The following is a 21,837-nucleotide window of genomic DNA, read 5'->3' on the forward strand; positions in this document are numbered from 1 at the left end:
GCCACCCACTAAACTGGGGGCCATGACTTCGCCCACTGACACTGCGGTAGACACCGCGGCTGCCCGCGCCCGACTGCTCGAACTGATCAAGGAACTCGCCGTGGTCCGCGGCAAGGTGATCCTCTCCAGCGGAGCCGAGGCCGATTACTACATTGACCTGCGCCGCATCACGCTGCACCACGAAGCGTCCAAGCTGGTGGGCCAGGTCATGCTGGCCCTGGTGGACGACGCCGGCATCGACTTCGAGTGCGCGGGAGGCCTCACCATGGGTGCCGACCCCGTGGGCACCGCGGTCATGCACGCAGCCGTCGACGCCGGCCGGACCGTGGACGCATTCGTGGTCCGGAAGGCCCAGAAGTCCTACGGTATGGGCCGCCAGGTGGAGGGGCCGTCCGTTGAGGGCCGTAACGTTCTGGTCCTGGAGGACACGTCCACCACGGGCGGTTCCGCGCTGACCGCGGTGGAAGGCGTCCGGAAAGCAGGCGGCAACGTCGTGGCGGTGGCCGTGATCGTGGACCGCGACACCGGTGCCAAGGAAAAGATCGAAGCCGAAACCGGCGTTCCCTACCTGTTCGCGTTCGGCAAGGACGAACTGGGGCTGGCATAGTCCCGCTTGGAGCCGGCCCCGCGGCCGGCTCCAGTATGGACTCCCGCGGGCGGCTGTTGGCCCCCGCGCAAGGCTGATTTATCATATGCAATAACACTTTTCAGCCGCTTTGGAGACACCGCACTTTGCTCCCCCCACAACAGCCTTTGAGCGCCACCGACCAGGTCCAGAACCTCATCCTGGAAAGCGCTGACTTCGAAGACTTCCTCAACGAGCTGGCCCGCTTCTCCGCGCACCAGATGGCCGGCGACGGCGACGACGCCCTGTGCGGCATCACGCTGCTCCGCGACCGCAAGGCTGCCACCATTGGCTGGAGCAGCGAATCGGCGCGGGAAGTGGATGAAATCCAGTACTCCCTGGCCCAGGGCCCCTGCCTGACCGCGGCAAAGGAAGAGCGCGAAGTCTACGTCCCCGACCTTTTGCGGGAGGGCCGGTGGGGCCCGGACTACGCAGCAGCGGTGGCCTCGCACGGGCTGCGTTCGGTCCTGTCCCTGCCATTCAACCTGCAGGGGGAGGCCAAGGCGGCACTGAACCTCTACTCGGACGCTCCGCACAAATTCGACGGGCGCGCCGCGGACAGGGCGCGGGACTTCACCCGCGAGATCTCCGAGGCGCTGCGGCTGGCCGTCAGGTTCTCGCTGCACGCAGACAGTGCATCCAACCTTCGGGCCACGCTGGAATCGCGGACCATCATCGACATCGCCATCGGCATCGTCATGGCGCAGAACCGGTGCAGCCAGGAAGCCGCCGTCGAAATCCTCACGGAGGCCTCCAGCAACAGCAACACCAAACTGCGGGACATAGCCAAGTCCCTGGTGGATTCGGTGGGTGGCTCCGGCGCCCACACCCACTACCAGGAGCCCCGCAAAGTCAGCCCCGGTCCGCGCGCCTGAGCCGCAGGTTGTGCGGTGGCCCGGTGGGGGTTACGCTTGCGGAGGTTGAGCCGTCGGCCATAGAACCTCTTTTGGAGTACCTATGGACCGCGCGCTAGACGCACTCGTTAACCTTGATGTCCCTGCCGACATCGTCCGGATTGAAGTCCGGGGGGCCCTTCACCACGATTCCCGTGCTGAACTGGTCCACATCATCCGCCGGGTCCGGCGGATGGGCATCCGCTGCCGCATCTGCGTGGACCTCTCGCTGGCTGAACTTGTCGAATCCTCCGCCCTGGCAGGGCTGCGCAGCGACCTCAACGCCATGGACACCAAGTCCCTGCTGGGCGCTCCGTCCTCGGGAGTCTCCCTTCAGCTCACGCCCACAGCCCAGGACTGGGCGGCAGGCGACGCTTCCAGCCGCCGGCCGCTCATCATGGACGACGACATTAGGGAGCTCTTTCCGGGCGGCGACTTCGCAGGCGAATTCCCCCAACTTCCGGTCATGTGGATCGAAGAGCTGTACGGTCGTCCGCTGACCGAATACACCGACCAGGAGCTCCTGCTCGCCAGCGACTCCGCCTTTGCCCTGCTGGACAACCCGGAGGCACCCGACGGCGCCGACCTGCTGGGCCGTTACAACGACATCGGACTGGAAATCCTACGCCGCCAGCAGGAACCGCAGGCACCCTTCCCGGCCACCGAAGGACAGGCCGCCAGCTGACCCCGGCGTCACCGAACGGTTACCTCCGTTCATTGCGGTGGCGCGTTTGCCTGGGCTTACGGTAGGAATGTGCCGTATGAGGGGGAGGTCCATCCGCAGGGCCGGCGCGGGGTCTCCGACGCCCGGCTGCTGGCCGAAGCCGCTGCCCTGAAACGCTTCTCACGCCGTTCATTCCTGGCCGGTGCCGGCGCGTCCGGACTGCTGGCCGCCGACATGCTGGTGACCCGTGAAGTGCAGTCGCAGCGCCGGACCACCCGGATCCTGTCCGTCGCCGATGACTTCGCCGACGCCTACTACCCGGACGCCGGCTGGTTCCTGTTCCCCGGGTACAAAACCAGCTGGGAAGAGGCGCAGTGGATCCTGAACACGCTCCGCGGTGCCCTGAACAAGCGTGCCCGGCTCGCCGCCGTCGGATATTCCAACCTGGGGCTGAACGTCTCAGAGGTGGTCGTCGCAATCGCCGACTACGCCGCCGCTGAGAAGATCACCAAGCTCTTCTTTTACGGGCACAGTTTCGGCGGGATGCTTGCCACCCAAGTGGCGGCACGGCTCCTGGCCCTGGGCATCCAGGTGCAGTTCATCCTGCTGGACTCCAGCCCGTACAGTGCCCACGACGTCCTGGACCAAAGCTGGTTCGACGGCGTGGTGTTCCTCTACGAGAGCGGTGTCAGGTTCCCGTCCACCCTCCGCGGCGGGTATGAACTGGGGGAGCGGATCATCCACAAGGATGAAAGGAGCTGGCGGCAGATCCTCAACCAGACGCTGGAGCAGCTCTCACCGATTGCCCCGTCCAACATCCTGGTCCAGACGGAGTCCGCCTACATCTACCACTTTGAGGGACGGCAGTTCGCCGGACAGCTCGGGACGGCCAAGATGGCCTACCTGGGCAACCCGAAGGACGCCACCGTGGACTACGAGACCGCCTCCGAAACCTGGGCCGTGGTGTACAAGGACAACATGGTCTCCAGCACCCTCCAGACCACCGGGGCGGTGCCCGCCCACGCCAGCCCGGGCTGGAACCCGCAGATCTACCGGCCCCTGGTCACGGGACTGCTGGACGAGTTCTTCCCGCTGCCCCGGGGCGGATCCCGGGTCAGTATCTTCTAAATCTGGTTCTTCAGGTCCGCCACGGAGTTGAGCACCTGGTTGGGCCGGAACGGGTACGCGGCGATGTCGTCCTTGTGCGTGATGCCGCTGAGGACCAGGACGGTGTGCAGGCCGGCCTCCATGCCGGCAATGATGTCCGTGTCCATCCGGTCACCGATCATGGCGGTGGTTTCCGAGTGCGCGTCGATCTGGTTCATCGCGGACCGGAACATCATGGGGTTCGGCTTGCCCACGATGTACGGTTCGCGGCCGGTGGCCTTGGTGATCAGGGCCGCGATGGCACCCGTGGCCGGCATGGGGCCGTCCTTGGACGGCCCGGTGGCGTCCGGGTTGGTGGCGATGAACCGGGCGCCGGCGAGGATCAGGCGGATGGCCGTGGTGATCGCCTCGAAGGAATAAGTGCGCGTCTCGCCGAGCACCACGAAGTCCGGATTCTGGTCGGTGAGGATGAAGCCTGCCTCGTGCAGCGCCGTCGTCAGCCCTGCCTCGCCGATGGTGTAGGCACGGTTTCCGGACTCCGCCCCGCCGGCGGAGACCTGGTCCTTCAGGAACTGGGCCGTGGCCAGGGCCGACGTCCAGATGTTCTCCTCCGGGATCTCCAGTCCGGAGGCACGCAGGCGGGCGGCGAGGTCGCGGGGCGTGAAGATGGAGTTGTTGGTCAGCACCAGGAACCGCTTGGACGTATCCACCCAGCGCTGGATCAGCTCGGCCGCGCCGGGAATGGGCTGGTTTTCGTGCACCAGGACGCCATCCATGTCCGTCAGCCAGCACTCGATCTCCTGGCCGCTGCGGTATACCGCGGGGTTGCCTGTTACCTCGTCTGCTTCTGCCATGCCTGCCTCCGCCTGTGATGGTTGCCCGAAGAACCCAGTCTAGTGTTGAAGGGTGAACCAAACGCCCGGCATGACAGACGAACCCGACCACCATCCCGGGGAGGCCGAACCCGCAAAGGCGGAGGTCGGCGTCGGGCCCTGGGAAGGGGAACTGCCTGAAGGCGACCACTGGGACCCCGACCTCCTGGCCGACGGCGACCGGCGCAACGTGCTGGACAAATACCGCTACTGGAAGCACGAGGCGATCGTCGCGGAGCTGGACTCGCGGCGGCACAACTTCCACGTGGCCATCGAAAACTGGCAGCACGACCTGAACATCGGCACAGTCGTGCGGACCGCCAACGCCTTCCTCGCCAAGGAAGTCCACATCATCGGCCGACGGCGGTGGAACCGTCGCGGCGCCATGGTCACCGACCGCTACCAGCACGTCCGCCACCACCCCACCGTTGAGGACTTCGTCCAGTGGGCGCAAGGGGAGGGGCTCGCGATCATCGGGATAGACATTTTCCCGGACTCGGTGCCCCTGGAAACGTATGAACTGCCGCGCGACTGCGTGCTGGTGTTCGGCCAGGAGGGCCCTGGCCTGACCCCGGAAGTCCACCAGGCGGCGGCCGCGACCCTGTCCATCGAGCAGTTCGGCTCCACCCGTTCCATCAACGCCGCGTCCGCAGCGGCGATCGCGATGCACGCCTGGATCCGCCGGCACGTCTTCAACCAGCACGTGTGAGTATTACCGACCGGTGACCCGAAACACCCTGCCAGCCCGGGAATGGCTAGGATGGTGCCAAGCCGTAAGCGGTCTACTTGAGGGTCATCCACCCACAGACGAAACTCAGCAGAGGAGCCAGCATGCCCATTGCAACCCCAGAGATCTACGCCGAGATGATCGACCGCGCGAAGGCAGGTGGATTCGCGTTCCCAGCCGTCAACGTCACGTCCTCGCAGACGCTGAACGCAGCGCTCCGCGGCTTCGCCGAGGCAGAGTCCGACGGCATCGTGCAGGTTTCCACCGGCGGTGCCGCCTACTGGTCCGGCGCCTCCACCAAGGACATGGTTGCCGGTTCCCTGGGCTTTGCTGCGTTCGCCCGCGAAGTGGCCAAGAACTACGGCGTCAACATCGCCCTGCACACGGACCACTGCCCCAAGGACAAGCTGGACGGTTTCGTCCTGCCGCTGCTGGAAGCCTCCGAGGCTGAGGTCAAGGCCGGCCGCAACCCGCTGTTCAACTCCCACATGTGGGACGGCTCCGCCGAGACCCTGCAGGAGAACCTGAAGATCGCCCGCGACCTGCTGGCCCGCACCGCTGCCGCCAAGATGATCCTCGAGGTGGAGATCGGCACCGTCGGCGGCGAGGAAGATGGCGTGGAGAACGCCATCAACGACAAGCTTTACACCACGGTGGAGGATGCCCTCGCCACCATCGACGCCCTCGGCGCCGGCGAGAACGGCCGCTACATCACCGCCCTGACCTTCGGCAACGTGCACGGCGTGTACAAGCCCGGCGGCGTCAAGCTGCGCCCGGAGATCCTCAAGGACATCCAAGCCCAGGTGGGTGCCAGGATTGGCAAGGACAACCCGTTCGACCTCGTGTTCCACGGCGGCTCCGGCTCCTCCGACCAGGAGATCGCCGACGCCGTTTCCTACGGCGTGATCAAGATGAACATCGACACCGACACCCAGTACGCCTACACGCGTCCGGTGGCTGACCACATGTTCAAGAACTACGACGGCGTCCTGAAGGTGGACGGCGAAGTGGGCAACAAGAAGACCTACGACCCCCGCGTCTGGGGTGCCTCCGCCGAAGCCGGCCTGGCAGCCCGCGTGGTGGAAGCCACCAAGCAGCTCGGTTCGGCCGGAAAGACCTTCTAGATGTCGGACGAGTTCCGGCGGAACCTGATGGGGCCCGAGCCCACGCTCCTGCCCGCCGAGACCGAGGTGTACGGGCAGCTCGAGGCCGGCCACGAGGCATTGGACCTGGTGGCCAGCCACCCCACGTCCTCGCTGCTCTGGGCCGTCCTGGCCGAGGAAGCGTGGGCGGAGGGCCGCACCATCGACTCCTATGCCTACGCCCGGGTGGGTTACCACCGCGGCCTGGACTCGCTGCGCCGCAACGGATGGCGCGGCGTTGGACCCATCCCGTGGGAGCACGAGCCCAACCGCGGGTTCCTGCGGGCGCTCTACTCCCTGGGCCGGGCATCCTCAGCCATCGGAGAGGCCGACGAGCCGGAGCGGATCGAGAAGTTCCTTAACGACTCAGACCCCACGGCCAAGGCAGCCATCGAGGGCAAATAAGTCCCCACCGCCTCCCTGGCTTCGCTTCGCTCAGCCGGGAACCCTCGGCGGCGGAGGCCCCTGCATACGACGACGACGGCGGGTGGTGACTTTCGAATTGAAAGTCACCACCCGCCGTCGTTCGTCTTAAGGTTTGGCGATGCCGGTGCGGGCCATGGCGTCGGCGTAGGCCGCGCGCATGTCCTCGAGGTACTCCTCCTGGCGCGCAGGGGAACCGGCGAAAGCCCGGCCGCTGAGCGAGCGGACCTTGTAGGTCTTCAGGCCGCGGCGCCAGAGCAGCGGAACTTCGGTCTTCAGGAGTGCGTTGGCCAGCCGGTTGGCTTCGGTTCCGTGCGCCACGATTACTGAGGCACGGGGCACCAGGGCCAGGAACTTCAGCAGTGGCTTCAGGCCTGCCTGGATCTGGTCGGGGGTGAACTTGCCGTTGGCTTCGCCGGCGATGTGCCAGGGGTGGACGTTCCACGGCATGACGAATTCGGGGCGCAGGCCCAACTTCCACTGGATGCCGAGCATGCGGGTGGCCGCGTCCTGGTCCCCGGCCGTGATGAATCCGGACGGATCCGCCTCGCCGATGTTGGAGAACAGGCTGATGATGCGGCATTCCTCAACGTCGTGCATCGGGTCCACATAGGGCACCACGGTTCCGGGCTTGGCCTCCTGCAGGGAATCACACAATTCGTTGACGGCTGCAACGCTGGGTTCGTAGCGGCGGCTCATGAGCTGTTCGTGGAATGTTTCTGGGGCCAGGGCTGTCATGAAGTGCTGGTTCTCCTGCGGGGATTGGCGTTGCTGCCGCCACGGAAAAGGGCACGCGGGGGCGCGACACATCAGCGGCGGTTGATTGGGGTGGGCCGACTCCGGGCCGGCCTTGTCCAGTTTACCAAGCCCCCGGGAACGGAAATGCCGGTCCCGCGGATCCGCCACGGCGGAACGCGGAACCGGCACGTCCGGGGGCGGCTATGCCGCCAGGCGTCGAACTACCACAGGCGGCTGGTGGCGCGGCGCGCGCCCTCGCCGAGGGCCTCCAGCTTGGCGAAGGCGATTTGTGGGTGCACCCTGCCGCCCAGGCCGCAGTCGGTGGAGGCGATGACGTTCTCGCGGCCGACGACGTCGGCAAAGCGGACAATGCGGTCGGCCACCAGGTCGGGGTGTTCCACCACGTTGGTGGCATGCGACACGACGCCCGGGATGATGACCTTTCCCTCGGGGAGCTTGGTGTCCTCCCACACGCGCCATTCGTGTTCGTGGCGGACGTTGGCTGCCTCGAAGGAGTACGCACCGGCGTTGACCTGCAGCACGGAGCCGATGATGTCGGCGAACGGGATGTCCGTGGTGTGCGGGCCATGCCAGGAACCCCAGCAGACATGCAGCCGGATCTGGTCCTGGGGCAGGTCGCGGAGGGCCCAGTTGGTGGCTTCGACGCGCAGCTGGATGAACTTCAGGTAGTCCTCCAGGCTGGGCTCGGGGTTGATCTGGTCCCAGCTCTCGGCCAAGGACGGATCGTCGAGCTGCACGGTGAGGCCTGCGTCGACGATCGCCTTGTATTCCTCCCGCATGGCATCGGCGCAGGCGTAGACGAGTTCCTCATCGGATTTGTAGTACTCGTTGGCCACGCGCGCGCAGGAGCCGGGGGAGAGGGATGCTACGAAGCCGTCCGACAGCCCGGCGGCGGCGAGGCCGGTCTTCAGGTTCTTGATGTCCGATGCGACCAGGTCCTGGCCCGTGTAGGTCAGCGGTCCGGCGATCTTGGGCTGGGTCACGCTCTTGCGGTGGGACAGGATGCCCGAGGAGGGATCGTTGTAGGCCTCGTTGAACGCCTGCCGGTCGCGCCGGTCGGGGAAGGAGGTCAGGACAATGTTGCCGGGGGAGGAGCGGTGCACCTGGGCGTCGGCCCACCGGTCAACGTTGGTCGGCTCCAGGCCGCCCAGCCGTGCGAAGGAGTAGTTCCACCAGGCTCCGTAGTCCACGGAGTTGGCCATCGTGTGCCCGTATTCGCCGTCGTTGGGAATGTCGATGCCGAGGTCCTTCTGGCGCTGGACCACGTCCACCACGGACGTTTCAAGGAGGTCCAGGAATTCCGGGGTGATGCCGTCGGTTTCCTTGGCGGCGTTGGCGGCGATGAGTTCCGGGGTGCGGGGCAACGATCCGGCGTGGGTGGTGCGGATGTGGTCGGTATTCAGGGGCATGCTGGAATCTTCCTTTCCATCGGTCCTGGCAGTAGCACCTTCGGCCGGCAGGAATCCTGCTGGACCGTGGTTGCTGCGGCGTCATCGAGCCAGGTCTCTCGGCCGCTCCGGATGGTTCACTCTCACATAAATCGAGCAACCCGCCTTGGGGCAAGTCTGCGCCGCTTTATGTCGTGCCCCGCTGTCCGGCCGGGCTCCCTGCCGTTACCCAGCCGGCGGCAGCATGCTTACAGCTTCCGTTCAGCTTATTGACAGGTTTCGTTAAGCTTGGTTGGCTGGGTGTCACATGCCGCCGCCGCGATGGAGCCGGCTGGCGGCACCCCGATGCACTCGAAAGAGGTAACGCACTGTGAAGAAATCCCTGGCAAATTTCGGGACCCTTGCCGCCTCCGGCGCCCTGGCACTGGCCGTCGTCGCAGGCCCCGCCCCGCTGGCACACGCCGTGGGCGAAGGTCCCAACTACGACGGCAAGGGCCAGATCACCACGTCCAAGCTCGCCACGTACGAACAGATGGTCTCGTTCCTGAAGGCCCAGGACGCCAAGCAACCGGCCATGGAGCTGGAGGTGATCGGCCAGACGGTTAAGGGCCGCGATATCCACCTGGTCAAGTACATTTCGGACCCCGCCAAGCCCACCATCCTGTACCTGACCCAGCAGCACGGCAACGAGCAGCTCACCACCGAGGGCGCCATGGAGTTCATCAAGCACCTGGGGACCGGTAAATCCGCGGACATCCTCAAAGGCGTGAACATCCTGGTGGTGCCCATGCTCAATGCGGACGGGGCCATGGGGGACGTGAACTTCTCCCTGGATAACTACCTTGCCAAGGGGGACCGCAACCTCACCCGCTACAACGCCGAGGGCGTGGACCTGAACCGGGACCACGTGGCCAAGGTCCAGCCGGAGACCCAGGCGCTGCACAACAACGTCATGCGCAAGTACAGGATCGACTACATGATCGACCTGCACCACCAGGGCACCCGGGCCGAACGCGACGGCAAGCTGGTATCCGGTTCCATCCTGTACCCCACCACCCCCAACGCCGACCCCGCCGTCGTCGAAAAATCAAAGCAGCTCGGCGCCGTGGTCTTCAACAACGTTGACTCGACCGGCTGGGGGCACCTGGGCAAGTACCAGGGCGGCAGTGCCGAAACCATCAGCCGCAATGGCATCTCCGTGGAGTACGGCATCGCCACCCTGCTCTTCGAGATGCGCGGCATGTCGGACCACTACCTGGACGGCTACGCACTCGGGCAACGCAGCAACGGCTACCTGATCAAGCAGACCGTCACCACGCTGACCTCCACGGCCGCAGCCATCGCGGACGGGTCCATTGCCGACGCCGACACCTCCTTCTGGGACACGCTCGCCGAGCAGACGTCCCGGCCCGCCGGGGAGGCCGAGGACGAATAGACGGCACCGGCCGCCGCGGCCTTTTGGCAGAAAGGGCCGCGGCGGGCCACAACAGTGGACAAAGTGCCCTATCGGCTAAACTTGGGTGGTAAGAGCCCCGGAACTCTTGCTTCGCCGTGCCGCGCTGCGGCCCATGCGAAGGCCGGTCTGTTCGGGGCATTCTCATGAACGGCGCTGCATGGGCCTGCCACCTGGTGGCCGGGCCAGGGCAGTCCGAACGAATGGGGGAGGATCCCATGCCAGCAATTGTGATCGTAGGAGCCCAGTGGGGCGACGAAGGAAAAGGCAAGGCCACCGACCTGCTGGGCGGCCGTGTTGACTACGTCGTCAAGCCCAACGGCGGCAACAACGCCGGGCACACCGTCGTCGTAGGCGGTGAAAAGTACGAACTCAAGCTGCTTCCGGCAGGCATTCTCAGCCCCAACGCCGTTCCCATCATCGGCAACGGCTGCGTGGTGAACCTGGAGGCCCTCTTCCAGGAAATCGACGGACTCCAGGCACGCGGCGCCGACACCTCAAAACTGCGGGTATCCGCCAACGCCCACTTGGTGGCCCCGTACCACCAGGTGCTGGACAAGGTGACCGAACGCTTCCTGGGCAGCCGGGCCATTGGCACTACCGGCCGCGGCATCGGCCCTGCCTACATGGACAAGGTGGCCCGCCTGGGCATCCGCGTCCAGGACGTCTTCGACGAATCCATCCTCCGCCAAAAGGTGGAAGGCTCGCTGCGGCAGAAGAACGAACTCCTGGTCAAGGTCTACAACCGCCGCGGCGTTGTGGTGGACGAGATCGTGGAGTACTTCCTGTCGTTCGCCGAGCGGCTCCGCCCGCTGGTCATCGACAGCACCCTGGTCCTCAACTCCGCGTTGGACGAGGGCAAGGTGGTCCTGATGGAGGGCGGCCAGGCAACGTTCCTGGACGTGGACCACGGCACCTACCCGTTCGTTACCTCCTCCAACCCCACCGCCGGCGGCGCCTCGGTGGGCTCCGGCATCGGCCCCACCCGGATCTCCCGCTCCATCGGCATCATCAAGGCCTACACCACCCGCGTTGGTGCCGGCCCGTTCCCCACGGAGCTCTTCGATGAGATGGGCATGTACCTGCAGAAGACCGGCGGTGAGTTCGGCGTCAACACCGGCCGTCCGCGCCGCTGCGGTTGGTACGACGCCGTCCTGGCCCGCCACGCTTCCCGCGTCAACGGCTTCACGGACTACTTCGTGACCAAGCTGGATGTGCTCACCGGCATCGAACAGATTCCCGTGTGCGTGGCCTACGACGTCGACGGCGTGCGGCACGATGAAATGCCCATGACGCAGACCGAGTTCCACCACGCCAAGCCCATCTTCGAGTACTTCGACGGCTGGAACGAGGACATCACCGGAGCCCGGACGCTGGCGGACCTGCCGGAGAACGCACGGAACTACGTGCTGGCACTGGAGAAGCTCTCCGGAACCCGGTTCTCCGCCATCGGCGTTGGCCCGGACCGGGACCAGACCATCGTGGTGAACGACCTCATCAACGACTAAGCCTCCCTCCCGGAGGAGGCGGTACGACGGCGGCAGGCCACCTTTTACAGGTTGCCTGCCGCTTGTTTTTGGTGGCCGGAGAGCGAATTTACACAGGCTTAACGCGCGCGGTCTTGTGAGGCTTCCGGTGCCGCAGCCAGACTCGTCTGTACCACCTGGTGCCCAAGGAAGGATCGTCATGGCCGGAAAATTTGAAGCATTCGTTGACGCTGATTCGTTCTTCCGGTTCCGGCTCCTGGCTCCGGACGGGGCCGTGATCGCCACCTCCGGCCCTTTCGAGGACAAAGCCGCCGTGGTGGCAGGGATAGCCGCGGTCCGCGAATGTGCCGGAACTGGCCTGGTGACAGATCTCTGTCCCGCCGGGGCCCTCTCCCGTCCCGCTCCTGTACCCGCTGGGGCTGCTGCCGCCATCCCGGTGGAGCTTCCGGCCGCCGTCGTACCCGTATGCACCGAGGAACGCACGCCCGCCACGGTGCACGCCTTCGTGCTGGCAGGGGTGCCCCGCCGGCATGGCACAGTGCCCCGCTGGACCAGGACGGCAACGCGCTGAAAGGATTTCAAACTTTTTTTGAAAAGGCGTAACCCTCCGGGCAGCGGGAGCGATTACCCCTATGAAGCGCCGGTCTGGAACCTGTCCCCCATCACGTTCCAGGCCGGCTCTTTTGTCTTTCCGCGAGGGCGGCTGCCCAGGCTGCACCCGTCACCGGCCCCTGGGCCGTGGCGCTTCGGGCCGTGCGGTTACCGGAGGGTAAAGTAAGGGCAGCGTTCCGGACGTACCGAACGCCCGCCTTGCCACCACCCTTCTTGACGGAAAGCACCACGTCAGTGACTGATGCACAGACAGACGAGGCTCCGGACCAGCCAGTTTCCGGGACCGCTGCCTTCAGCCTGGTCTATAAGACGTACGCGTCACAGGTTCTGGGCTATCTCACGGCCCGGGGAGTCGAGGATCCGGAGGCCGCCATGCAGGAAGTGTTCCTGTCCGTGTTGCCACGGCTCGGTACCGTACGGGGAGGGGAGTCCGGGCTGAGGACCTTTATCTTCTCCGTTGCCCACGCCCGGATGGTGGATGACCATCGCCGCCAGAGCCGGACTCCGGCCAGGCTGCCCTTCGAGCCCGAGCTCGACCAGCGCGAGGACAGCTCGGCCGAGAACGAAGCCCTGCGGCGCATCGCACCACGGGAGGTGCTCACACTGTTGGACGGGCTGCCCCGGGACCAGCGGGATGTCCTGTCGCTGCGCCTGGTAGGCGGCCTCACGGTGGAGCAGACGGCGGAGACCATGGAAAAGAGCGCCGGTTCGGTGAAGCAGCTCCAGCGGCGTGCCTTGCTGAAGCTCCGGGAACTTGCCGCAGTGAAGGAGTACCTCGCGCCATGACGCCTGCCCCGGAAAACCTTGCCGCCCTTGTCGATGACATGCTGCTGGACGTCGGCCTCGAACAGGATGCGGACCTTCGCCGCGCCCTCCATTCCCTGGGCGCCCTGGCGTCCCTGCCCGCGCCCGAGCCCACCGGGGAGCTCGCTGCGCTCCTCACGGCAGGTGGGGCAGCCCGGGTGGAGGAACCAGCACCCGCCTTGGATGCCGCGGTTGGAGAACGTGAAGTCGAGCAGGACGATGAGCCTCCCGCCGATGAGCTGGCCCGCCGCCGTCGTCGCAGGCACCGCCCCACCACGCTGGGGCTGGTGCTGGTGGCCGGAATGGGGCTGGGAGTTGGTGGGGTAGCCGCCAGCTCCACGCCTCCCGGGAGCAGCCCGGTGGAGCAGCTGCTGGAGGACTTGTCGTCCTGGAGCAGCCCGGTAGGCGATCCGTCGGCCGCCGGCTATGGCTACCGTGCTCCCAAAGTGGCTTCCGATGCGGAACTTGCCGCCGGCCCGGAGGCTGCGGCCGGTGGGGCCAGCGACGCCGCCAACCTTGCCTCCCGGCTCCTGCCGGGCCACGCCGGAGCCTCCCGCCACGCAGGGAAGGGGCGCACCGGAACGCCGCCCTGTGCCGGCCCGGTCGGCCACGAGGCAGCCGGCGGGACGTGTGCCCCTGCGGGAGCAGCGGCTGCCGCGCAGGGCAACGGAGCCGGCCCCGGCAAGGAAAGCGGGGGAACTGCGGCGGAAGAAGTGCCGGCAGCACCAGGCACCGCAAGCCAGGGGAAGGCGGGCCCACAGGCGTCAGAACCTGCGCCTGCAGCGCCGGGTGCGGCCAACGAGCCAGCGAAACCCGCTGCCGGCGTGGTCCAGGGCCAGGCAGGTTCCCAGGGCGCGGGGCAGGGAAACGGCCAGAAGCCCGCGTCTCCGGCGAAATAGTCGCAACACAGCAGCAGCGGGCCCGTTGGACGGACCCGCTGCTGTCTTCTTCAGAGCCTGGTCAGGCCATGACCTGGCGCTTGGACGAAATCACACCGGTATCGAAACCGGCCAGGTGGAGGCCGCCGTGGAAGCGCGCGTGCTCGATCTTCACGCAGCGGTCCATCACCACGTTCAGCCCCTCCGCTTCCGCGCCTGCCGCGACGCCTTCATGCCAGGACCCCAGCTGCAGCCAGAGTGTTTTGGCGCCTGTGGCTACTGCCTCGTCCAGGACGCCCGGAAGGTCGTCGTGCTTGCGGAACACGTCAACGATGTCCGGGCTTTCCGGCAGGTCCGCGAGGGATGCGTACGTGGGCTGGCCCAGGATCTCCTTCACCACCGGGTTCACGAAGTACACCTTGTAGCGGGTGGAGGAGAGCAGGTACGTGGCCACGAAGTAGCTGGCCCGGGACGGTTTGTCGGAGGCGCCGACAATGGCAATGGATGTCGCCTGCCGGAGCAACGCCAGCCGCTCGGGTGCCGACGGGCCGGACCAGGTGCGTTCGGCGGTGGTCATGCGTTTGCTCCGATCGTGCAGGCGTCTGCGTGTTCTTCAACGGCGACGGCGTCCCGGGCCGCGGCGTTCGACGCCTCGCTGAGTGCCTGGTCCAGGTCCCATAGGATGTCCTCGATGTCCTCGAGGCCTACCGAGATGCGGACCAGGTCCTCCGGCACGCCCGCGGATTCCAACTGTGCCGCACTGAGCTGCTGGTGGGTGGTGGAGCCGGGATGGATCACCAGGGTCCGGGAGTCACCCACGTTGGCCAGATGCGAGGCCAGTTGCAAGGATTCGATGAACTTCTGGCCGGCGGCGCGGCCGCCCTTGACCCCGAAGGAGAACACCGATCCGGGGCCCTGGGGCAGGTACTTGCGTGCCCGTTCGAAGTGCGGGTGCGACGGCAGCCCCGAGTAGTTGACGTAGGCTACCCGGTCATCGTTTTCCAGCCATTCGGCCACGGCCTGCGCGTTCTTCAGGTGCTCGTCCAGCCGCTGTGGCAGGGTTTCGACACCTTGGAGCAGCTGGAATGCCGACTGCGGCGACAGGGCCGGGCCGATGTCGCGCAGCTGCTCGCTGCGCAGCTTGGTGAGGAAGCCGTATTCCCCGAAGTTGCCCCACCAGGAGACGTTGCCGTAGGAAGCCACGGGCTCGGTCATGGTGGGGAACTTGCCGTTGCCCCAGTTGAACCGGCCGCTTTCCACCACCACGCCGCCCAGGGTGGTGCCGTGGCCGCCCAGGAACTTCGTGGCCGAGTGGATCACGATGTCGGCGCCGTGCTCGATGGGCCGCACCAGGTACGGCGTGCTCAAGGTGGCGTCGACCACCAGGGGGATGCCGGCGTCGTGCGCCACCTTTGCCAGCCCCGCCAGGTCCTGGACCTCCGACGACGGGTTGGCCACCACCTCCACGAAGATCGCCTTGGTGTTGTCCCGGACCGCCGCGGCGTAGTCCGCGGGGTCCGTGCCGGGGACGAAGGTGGTGTCCACGCCGAACCGGCGCAGGGTCACGTCCAGCTGGGTCACGGTGCCGCCATACAGCTGGGAGGCTGCAACGATGTGGTCGCCCGCCTGGGTCAGCGCGGCGAAGGTGATGAACTCCGCTGCCATGCCCGAGGACGTCGCGACCGCTCCGATGCCGCCTTCCAGGGACGCGATGCGCTCTTCGAAGGCCGCCACCGTGGGATTGCCGATGCGGGAATAGATGTTGCCGTACTTCTGCAGGGCGAACAGGTTGGCGGCGTCGTTGGTGTCCTTGAAGACGAAGGACGTGGTCTGGTAGATGGGGACGGCGCGGGCGCCGTGCTCGGCGTCGGGGGTCCCGCCGGCGTGCAGGGCGCGGGTGCGGAAACCGAAGGTGCGTTCAGCCATCAGACAGCCACCGCCTCACCGGCAACCGGGGCCTGGGACAGGTCGAGCTCCGTGCCGTTCTTCCGGGCAAGGTCTGCTTCCAGCTCGCGGACGATCGGCAGGATGTCCCGGCCGAACGCTGCCACCTCTTCCTGGAAGTGCAGGTAGCAGGTCAGGAAGAGGTTCACGCCGATCTTCTTGTACTCGACGATCCGCTCAGCGATCTGCTCCGGGGTGCCGATCAGCTGGGTCTTGAAGCCGTCGTTGTACTGGATCAGGTCCTCGAACGTGGAGTCGGCCCACATGCCCTTGCCGTCCTTGGTGGACGCGCCGGCTTCCTGGACGGCGTCGCGGAAACCCTGGACGGCCGGCTTGTGTGCCTTCTCCACGATCTCACGCAGGGTGTCCCTGGCTTCCTTTTCGGAGTCGCGGGCAATGACGAAGCCGTTCAGCCCGAACCGGGGAGCGGCCAGCTGGCCCGGAGTGCCGCGGCGGGCTTCACCGGCCGAGGCGACGACGCCGGCGATGTTCTCCTTGAAGCTCTCCAGGTCCTTGCCGTTGGAGAAGTACCAGTCCGCCACGCGGCCTGCAGTGGCCTGGGCCGCCGTCGAGTTGCCGCCGAAGAAGATCTCCGGGTGGGCGCGGCCGGGGACGTCCACCGGGGCGGGGTTCAGGGTGAAGTCGGTGATGTTGTAGTACTTGCCGGACTGGCTGTATTCCTGCTCGGTCCACAGGCCGCGCAGTACGCTGATGAATTCCTCCGTGCGGACGTAGCGTTCGTCGTGCTCCAGCCACTCCAGGCCGAAGTTGGTGAACTCGCTCTTCAGCCAGCCGGAAACGATGTTTACAGCAGCGCGGCCGTTGGAGATGTGGTCCGCGGTGATGATGTACTTCGCCAGCACGCCGGGGTGCCACATGCCCGGGTGGACGGCGGCGATCACCTTGAGGCGCTCCGTGGCGGCCAGCAGGGCCAGGCTGAACGAGGTTGCCTCGTGCTGCTTGTCCGCGCCGTAGGAGGCGGCGTACCGGGTCTGGGTCAGGGCGTACTCGAAGCCGGATTCCTCGGCGATGCGCGCCAGCTTCCTGTTGTACTCGAAGTCCCAGCCGGTGCGCTGCTCGATGGTGGATACCACCAGGCCGCCGGAGACGTTGGGCACCCAGTAGGCGAATTTGAGGGGCTCGGAGAGACGTGCGACGTTGCTGGTGTCTGTCATGATTCTTCCTTCGTTAGGGCCCGCTGGCGCAGGACGTCCTGGATGCCGGCGATGGCCGGCTCGTTCTGGAGTGAGGTGGTGTCGCCCAGGGTCGTTCCTTCGAACAGCTGGGTGAGCAGCCGGCGCATGATCTTGCCGCTGCGGGTCTTGGGGACATCGGGAACCACGACGACGTCGCGCGGCTTGGCGATGGGGCCGATCTCCTTGGCCACGTGGTTCCGGAGCCCGTCGCTACAGTCTGCCGGGGCCCCGGCCTTCAGCACGACGAAGGCAACCACCGCGTGCCCGGTCTTCGGATCCGCCACCGGGCAGACGCCGGCCTCCACGACGTCCGGGTGCGAAACCAGGGCGGATTCGATCTCGATGGTGGAGAGCAGGTGGCCGGAGACGTTCAGGGTGTCATCCACGCGGCCCAGGATCCAGATGTCGCCGTCGGCATCGTACTTGGCGCCGTCGCCGGCCAGGAACCAGCCCCGGTCCGCGTACTTGCTCCAGTACGAATCGAAATAGCGCCGGGGGTTGCCCCAGACGGTCCGCGCGATGGCGGGCCCGGGGGAGTCAACCACGATGTTTCCCTGGACACCCGGCGCAACGGTAGTGCCGCCGTCGTCCACGATCCTGGTGCTGACCCCCGGCAGCGGGCGGGCAGCGCAGCCAGGCTTGAAGCTGGCGTCTGTGGGAGAGGGGGAGAGGATGGTGGCGCCGGTTTCAGACTGCCACCACGTGTCCACCATGGGAACGGTGCCGGCGCCCACGTTCTCCCGCAGCCAGCGCCAGGCCTCCGGGTTGACCGCTTCGCCCACGGTGCCCAGCAGGCGGATGGAGGACAGGTCATAAGTGTCCGGGACGCCGTCCGGGAACCAGCCCATGAGGGACCTGACCAGCGTGGGCGCGGTGTAGTACTGCGTCACGCCGTAGCGCTCGATGATTTCGAAATGCCGGCCCGGATGAGGCGTGTTGGGCGTGCCCTCGAAGATGACCTGCGTGACGCCGTTGGACAGCGGCCCGTAGATTTCGTAGGTGTGTGCCGTGACCCAGGCGAGATCGGCCGTGCACCAGTGCACGTCCTGGTCCCGCAGCGCAGGGTCCGGGTTGCTGAAGAGGTGCTCGAAACTCCACGAGGCCTGCGTCAGGTAGCCGCCGGAGGTGTGCACCAGGCCCTTGGGCTTGCCGGTGGTCCCGGAGGTGTACATGATGAACAGCGGCGATTCGGCGTCGAACGCTTCCGGCACGTGCGCGTCAGCGGCGTTCCCGACGACGTCATGCCACCACACGTCGCGGCCTTCCGTCATGGGGACTGTTGCCAGGTCCGCTGCCGGGGTGGTGCGGTTGACCACCAGGACGTTCTCGATGGCATTGTCCCCGGCGACGGCAGCATCCGCGTTGTCCTTCACGGGAACGGCCACGCCGCGGCGGAACTGGCCGTCGGTGGTGACCAGGAGCTTGGCGCCGGTGTCCTCCACCCGGAACTTCAGTGCCTCGGCGGAGAACCCGCCGAACACCAGGGAGTGGATGGCACCGATCCGGGCCACGGCCAGCGTGATGATGACCGTCTCGGGGATGACCGGGAGGTAGATGACCACCCGGTCACCCTTGGTGATGCCCAGGGCCAGGAGGGCGTTGGCTGCCTTGGACACCTCGCGCTGGAGTTCGGCATAGGTGATGGAGCGGCGGTCGCCCGGCTCGCCTTCGAAGTGGAGGGCCACCTTGGTGCCGCGGCCGGCAGCAACATGCCGGTCGACGCAGTTGGCGGCCACATTAAGCTTGCCGCCCTCGAACCAGGTGATCTCCGGGCCGCGGCCCGCCTCCGCGTCTGCCGGGATCCAGCGGTGCGCCGTGTGCCATGGGGTCTCCCAGTCCAGGCGCAGCGCCTGCTGCTCCCAGAAGGCAACGTTGTCCGGGTGCACCCCCGCGTTCAGGTCCATTGTTTCGGTGGTGCTCACGCCCATCGTTTCACCGCCCACTTTTCGGCCAGGCCCAGGAGGGCGTCGGTAATCTTTCCAATCACGGCCAGCATCACGATGGCCAGGAGCAGCCGGTCGGTGCGGCCGTTGTTCTGCGAGTCGATGAGCAGGAAGCCCAGGCCCATGGAAGAGGCGATCAGTTCTGCCGCCACCAGGAACAGCCACGCCTGGGCCAGGGCCAGGCGCAGCCCCGAGAACACTGCGGGGACGACGGCGGGCAGCTGCACCGTGGTCAGCAGCCGCACCCCGTTCAGTCCGAACGCGCGGGCTGCCTCCACCAGGTTGCGGTCCACATGGCGCAGTGCCAGGGACACGGTGGTGAACACCGGGAAGAACGCGCCGATGATGATGAGGGTGACCTTGGAGTCCTCGCCGATCTTCATCCACAGGATCAGCAGCGGCACCCAGGCGAGCGACGGAACCGCGCGCAAGGCGCCGATGGTGGGTGCCAGCAGGGCGTCGGCGAGTTTGGACAGGCCCACGGTGGCGCCAAGGACCAGGCCCAGGGCCGCCCCAACCAGGAACCCGATGAGGACCCGCTGGGTGGAGATGGCGATGTGGGTGCCCAGCTCTCCGCGTTCCACGAGCTCGCCCGCTGCAGCCAGCACCATGGCGAGCGGAGGCAGCTGGACCACGGTGAACATGCCGTTCGTCGAGGCCACCTGCCATGCTGCCAGCAGTGCTGCGGGAATGATCAGGCCAAGGGGCAGACGCGCCCAGTTCCTGGAGCGGACTCCGGCGGGAGACCATCCCGGTGCCGGAGCGGGTGCCGTGCCGGCACCCGTCTGGGCGGCGTCTGCCGCGGTTGCGGTGGCGGCTGCAGCGCGCCCGTCCGCAACACTGCCGCTGGTGGTCGTCGGCTGTCCCTGATGGCTCATCAGGAGGCCTTGATGGCTGACGGGTCAGCCTTCTTCACCAGCGAGTCGTCGAGAAGGGAGCCCACGGCGTCGTCAATCTGCTTCTGCGTCTTGACGTCGCCGGTTTCCACGAAGGTGGGCCCGATCTTCTCCAACACTTTGCGCTGTGCGTCCCCCGGTGCCGGGTTGACGTCCAGGTTGCTCCGCTCCAGGACCACGGTCTTGGCGACGGAAGTGTCCAGGCCGGCGACGTCGGCCAGGATCTGGGCTGTCTGGTCCGGGTTCTGCGCGGCCCAGGCGCGGGCCTTTTCGTAGGCGTTCACCACGGCCTGGGCCAGTTCAGGCTTGTTCTTCAGGAACGATTCGGTGGCGTTGAGGAAGCCGTAGGTGTTGAAGTCCAGGTTTCGGTAGAAGAGCTTGGCGCCTTTCTGCTCGGCACCCGCCATGATCGGGTCCAGCCCGGACCAGGCCTGGACCGACCCGTTTTCGAGGGCGGTGCGGCCGTCGGCGTGCTGCAGGTTCTGGACCGTCACGTCCCCGGGCTTGAGGCCGGCCTGCTCGAGGGCCTGGAGGAGGAAGAAGTAGGGGTCTGTGCCCTTGGTGGCGGCCACGGACTTGCCCTTGAGGTCGGCCACGGAGGTGATGTCCGAGCCGGCCGGAGCCACCAGGGCTGCCCACTCGGGCTGCGAGAAGATGTCGATGGTTTTGATTTCCGAACCGTTGGCCCGGGCCAGGAGTGCGGCGGATCCTGCCGTGGACCCAACATCGATGGCGCCGGAGCGGAGGGATTCGTTCGCCTTGTTGGAGCCGGCGGACTGCACCCAGTTCACGGTGACGCCCTGGTCCTTGAGGCTGGCTTCGAGCCAGCCCTGCTTCTTGATTACCAGGCTCAGCGGGTTGTACGTGGCGAAGTCGATGTTGAGGGTGCCGCCTTTGTTGCTGCCGGCCGCAGCCGCGCTGCCGGCGGAGCCTTCCCCGGCGACACAGCCGGTGAGCGCCAGGACCGCGGAGGCAGCGAGGGCTGCTGCGCCAAGGACTGAACGGCGGGTGATGGGCAATGCGTGCGGCATGGGTTTCCTTTGGAAGCGGGTGATGGAACGGTGCGGAGAAGGGGTGGCCTGCAGGGCGCCGGGGAGGGGAGCGTGAAGGACGACGACGGCACGCGCCAACCGGGGCCCGCGGCGGTCCCGGTCAGGGCGACGGACGTTCAGTGCCCGTCGACGCCCAGCGTCTCCAGCAGTGAACTGCGCATGAGCGCGAGTTCGGCGGAGGCACGCTCGCGCGGCCGGCTGCCGGGAACCTCAATGGTCCTGGTGATGGTGGCGCCCTGGCCTGCCTCATCAGGGCCAAGGACGATGATGCGGTCGGCGAGCTGCAGGGCCTCGTCAACGTCGTGGGTGACCAGCAGGACCGTGGTGGGCTCTGCCCGGTGGATGTCCAGGAGCAGGTCCTGCATCTTGATGCGGGTGAGGGCGTCCAGCGCGCCGAACGGCTCATCGAGCAGCAGGACGCCGGGATTCCGGGCAAGGGCACGGGCCAGCGATGCGCGCTGCGCCATGCCGCCGGACACTTCGCGGGGGCGGTGCTTGGCAAAATCCTGGAGCCCCACGAGTTCCAGGAGCCGTGCCACCTTGGCCTTGCCCTCCTTGGCGCTGGACCCGGCCCGCAGGCCAATGGCGACGTTTGCCTGCAAAGTGTGCCAGGGCAGCAGGCGGGGTTCCTGGAAGGCGAAGGCGCAGCGGGGGTCGATGCCGTGGACGGGGGTCTCATCGATAACCACTGAACCGGCACTTGGGTAGTCCAGGCCGGCCGTGGCGCGCAGGAGGGTGGACTTTCCGCAACCGGAGGGCCCCAGGATGGCCAGCACCTCGCCCGCTGCTACATCGAAGGTCACATCCCGCAGGACGGTGTGGGCCGCGGAACCGGTACCGAATGTGCGGCGCAGGTTCCTGAAGGATACGGCGAGGGCAGGCGCGTGGGCGGGGTCCGTCCCGGCAGGCCGGGGCGACAAAACTGCGGTCATAGGATCACTCCATCGGTCCTGGCAGTAGCACCCTACGGAG

The 21,837-nt window shown here is 66.8% G+C and carries 22 protein-coding genes and 1 riboswitch; of the genes, 12 read left to right on the top strand and 10 right to left on the bottom strand.

What is annotated here, in order from left to right; translation table 11 throughout:
• Positions 1-22 precede the first annotated feature (22 nt).
• From pyrE to ACFVTD_RS12305, 4 genes are all read left to right on the top strand, one after another.
• Positions 23-607 (top strand): orotate phosphoribosyltransferase, encoded by a 585-nt coding sequence (gene pyrE / locus ACFVTD_RS12290; RefSeq protein ID WP_387563590.1) that lies wholly within the window; start codon positions 23-25, stop codon positions 605-607.
• Between the two features lie 146 nt (positions 608-753).
• Complete coding sequence (locus ACFVTD_RS12295) at positions 754-1,500, top strand: GAF and ANTAR domain-containing protein (RefSeq protein WP_387563017.1); 747 nt, start codon at positions 754-756, stop codon at positions 1,498-1,500.
• 82 nt (positions 1,501-1,582) lie between these two features.
• A complete protein-coding gene (locus ACFVTD_RS12300; RefSeq protein ID WP_387563020.1) occupies positions 1,583-2,203 on the top strand; it encodes a hypothetical protein in 621 nt (206 codons plus the stop codon).
• A gap of 69 nt (positions 2,204-2,272) precedes the next feature.
• Positions 2,273-3,310: a thioesterase domain-containing protein gene (locus ACFVTD_RS12305; protein WP_387563023.1), complete on the top strand. Its 1,038-nt coding sequence runs from the start codon at positions 2,273-2,275 to the stop codon at positions 3,308-3,310.
• On the opposite strand, the gene ACFVTD_RS12310 is transcribed toward ACFVTD_RS12305, so the two are convergent.
• Positions 3,307-4,143, bottom strand: a complete 837-nt coding sequence (locus ACFVTD_RS12310) for an HAD-IIA family hydrolase (RefSeq protein WP_387563025.1) — start codon at positions 4,141-4,143, stop codon at positions 3,307-3,309. The two genes, ACFVTD_RS12305 and ACFVTD_RS12310, sit on opposite strands and share 4 nt — an antisense overlap.
• A gap of 70 nt (positions 4,144-4,213) precedes the next feature.
• On the opposite strand from ACFVTD_RS12310, the gene ACFVTD_RS12315 reads away from it, so the two are divergent.
• The 3 genes from ACFVTD_RS12315 (at position 4,214) to ACFVTD_RS12325 (ending at position 6,435) form a co-directional block, all read left to right on the top strand.
• Entirely contained in the window at positions 4,214-4,870 is a 657-nt protein-coding gene (locus ACFVTD_RS12315) for a TrmH family RNA methyltransferase (RefSeq protein WP_387563028.1), read from the top strand.
• A gap of 122 nt (positions 4,871-4,992) precedes the next feature.
• A complete protein-coding gene (gene fbaA / locus ACFVTD_RS12320; protein ID WP_175319088.1) occupies positions 4,993-6,012 on the top strand; it encodes a class II fructose-bisphosphate aldolase in 1,020 nt (339 codons plus the stop codon).
• The gene (locus tag ACFVTD_RS12325; RefSeq protein ID WP_387563032.1) at positions 6,013-6,435 is read left to right on the top strand and encodes a DUF3151 domain-containing protein; all 423 of its coding nucleotides are present in this window, start codon (positions 6,013-6,015) and stop codon (positions 6,433-6,435) included.
• A gap of 126 nt (positions 6,436-6,561) precedes the next feature.
• Here ACFVTD_RS12325 and ACFVTD_RS12330 read toward each other — a convergent pair whose 3' ends face one another.
• Positions 6,562-7,191 carry a uracil-DNA glycosylase gene (locus tag ACFVTD_RS12330; protein ID WP_387563035.1) on the bottom strand — a complete coding sequence of 210 codons (630 nt, stop codon included), beginning with the start codon at positions 7,189-7,191 and terminating at the stop codon, positions 6,562-6,564.
• A 221-nt stretch (positions 7,192-7,412) separates the two neighbouring features.
• The gene (locus ACFVTD_RS12335) at positions 7,413-8,621 is read right to left on the bottom strand and encodes a cobalamin-independent methionine synthase II family protein (protein WP_387563038.1); all 1,209 of its coding nucleotides are present in this window, start codon (positions 8,619-8,621) and stop codon (positions 7,413-7,415) included.
• Between the two features lie 13 nt (positions 8,622-8,634).
• A riboswitch (SAM riboswitch) is annotated at positions 8,635-8,739 on the bottom strand.
• Between the two features lie 231 nt (positions 8,740-8,970).
• Here ACFVTD_RS12335 and ACFVTD_RS12340 point away from each other — a divergent pair.
• The 5 genes from ACFVTD_RS12340 to ACFVTD_RS12360 all read left to right on the top strand — a co-directional run bounded on the left by ACFVTD_RS12340 (position 8,971) and on the right by ACFVTD_RS12360 (position 13,855).
• Complete coding sequence (locus ACFVTD_RS12340) at positions 8,971-10,035, top strand: M14 family zinc carboxypeptidase (RefSeq protein WP_387563041.1); 1,065 nt, start codon at positions 8,971-8,973, stop codon at positions 10,033-10,035.
• Between the two features lie 236 nt (positions 10,036-10,271).
• On the top strand, positions 10,272-11,561 hold the full coding sequence (locus ACFVTD_RS12345) for an adenylosuccinate synthase (protein ID WP_387563044.1): 1,290 nt from the start codon (positions 10,272-10,274) through the stop codon (positions 11,559-11,561).
• A gap of 178 nt (positions 11,562-11,739) precedes the next feature.
• Positions 11,740-12,111 carry a YegP family protein gene (locus ACFVTD_RS12350; RefSeq protein ID WP_387563047.1) on the top strand — a complete coding sequence of 124 codons (372 nt, stop codon included), beginning with the start codon at positions 11,740-11,742 and terminating at the stop codon, positions 12,109-12,111.
• Between the two features lie 275 nt (positions 12,112-12,386).
• Positions 12,387-12,938 carry an RNA polymerase sigma factor gene (locus ACFVTD_RS12355; protein ID WP_387563050.1) on the top strand — a complete coding sequence of 184 codons (552 nt, stop codon included), beginning with the start codon at positions 12,387-12,389 and terminating at the stop codon, positions 12,936-12,938.
• Complete coding sequence (locus ACFVTD_RS12360) at positions 12,935-13,855, top strand: hypothetical protein (protein ID WP_387563053.1); 921 nt, start codon at positions 12,935-12,937, stop codon at positions 13,853-13,855. Before ACFVTD_RS12355 ends, ACFVTD_RS12360 begins: the two co-directional genes overlap by 4 nt.
• Positions 13,856-13,916: 61 nt before the next feature.
• Here ACFVTD_RS12360 and ACFVTD_RS12365 read toward each other — a convergent pair whose 3' ends face one another.
• The 7 genes from ACFVTD_RS12365 to ACFVTD_RS12395 all read right to left on the bottom strand — a co-directional run bounded on the left by ACFVTD_RS12365 (position 13,917) and on the right by ACFVTD_RS12395 (position 21,797).
• A complete protein-coding gene (locus ACFVTD_RS12365) occupies positions 13,917-14,411 on the bottom strand; it encodes a CoA-binding protein (protein WP_387563056.1) in 495 nt (164 codons plus the stop codon).
• Positions 14,408-15,760 (bottom strand): O-acetylhomoserine aminocarboxypropyltransferase/cysteine synthase family protein, encoded by a 1,353-nt coding sequence (locus ACFVTD_RS12370; RefSeq protein ID WP_387563059.1) that lies wholly within the window; start codon positions 15,758-15,760, stop codon positions 14,408-14,410. Before ACFVTD_RS12370 ends, ACFVTD_RS12365 begins: the two co-directional genes overlap by 4 nt.
• On the bottom strand, positions 15,760-16,953 hold the full coding sequence (gene sfnG / locus ACFVTD_RS12375; RefSeq protein WP_387563062.1) for a dimethylsulfone monooxygenase SfnG: 1,194 nt from the start codon (positions 16,951-16,953) through the stop codon (positions 15,760-15,762). Before sfnG ends, ACFVTD_RS12370 begins: the two co-directional genes overlap by 1 nt.
• Positions 16,950-18,902, bottom strand: coding sequence for an acetate--CoA ligase (acs, locus tag ACFVTD_RS12380; protein ID WP_387563065.1), 1,953 nt, complete (start codon positions 18,900-18,902; stop codon positions 16,950-16,952). Before acs ends, sfnG begins: the two co-directional genes overlap by 4 nt.
• Positions 18,893-19,795 carry an ABC transporter permease gene (locus tag ACFVTD_RS12385; protein ID WP_387563069.1) on the bottom strand — a complete coding sequence of 301 codons (903 nt, stop codon included), beginning with the start codon at positions 19,793-19,795 and terminating at the stop codon, positions 18,893-18,895. The genes acs and ACFVTD_RS12385 overlap by 10 nt, the downstream gene beginning before the upstream one ends.
• The gene (locus tag ACFVTD_RS12390) at positions 19,795-20,844 is read right to left on the bottom strand and encodes an aliphatic sulfonate ABC transporter substrate-binding protein (RefSeq protein WP_387563072.1); all 1,050 of its coding nucleotides are present in this window, start codon (positions 20,842-20,844) and stop codon (positions 19,795-19,797) included. The genes ACFVTD_RS12385 and ACFVTD_RS12390 overlap by 1 nt, the downstream gene beginning before the upstream one ends.
• Positions 20,845-20,981: 137 nt before the next feature.
• The gene (locus ACFVTD_RS12395; protein ID WP_387563075.1) at positions 20,982-21,797 is read right to left on the bottom strand and encodes an ABC transporter ATP-binding protein; all 816 of its coding nucleotides are present in this window, start codon (positions 21,795-21,797) and stop codon (positions 20,982-20,984) included.
• Between the last annotated feature and the right edge of the window lie 40 nt (positions 21,798-21,837).

It is taken from the genome of Pseudarthrobacter sp. NPDC058119 (assembly GCF_042884655.1).
Lineage (GTDB): Bacteria > Actinomycetota > Actinomycetes > Actinomycetales > Micrococcaceae > Arthrobacter.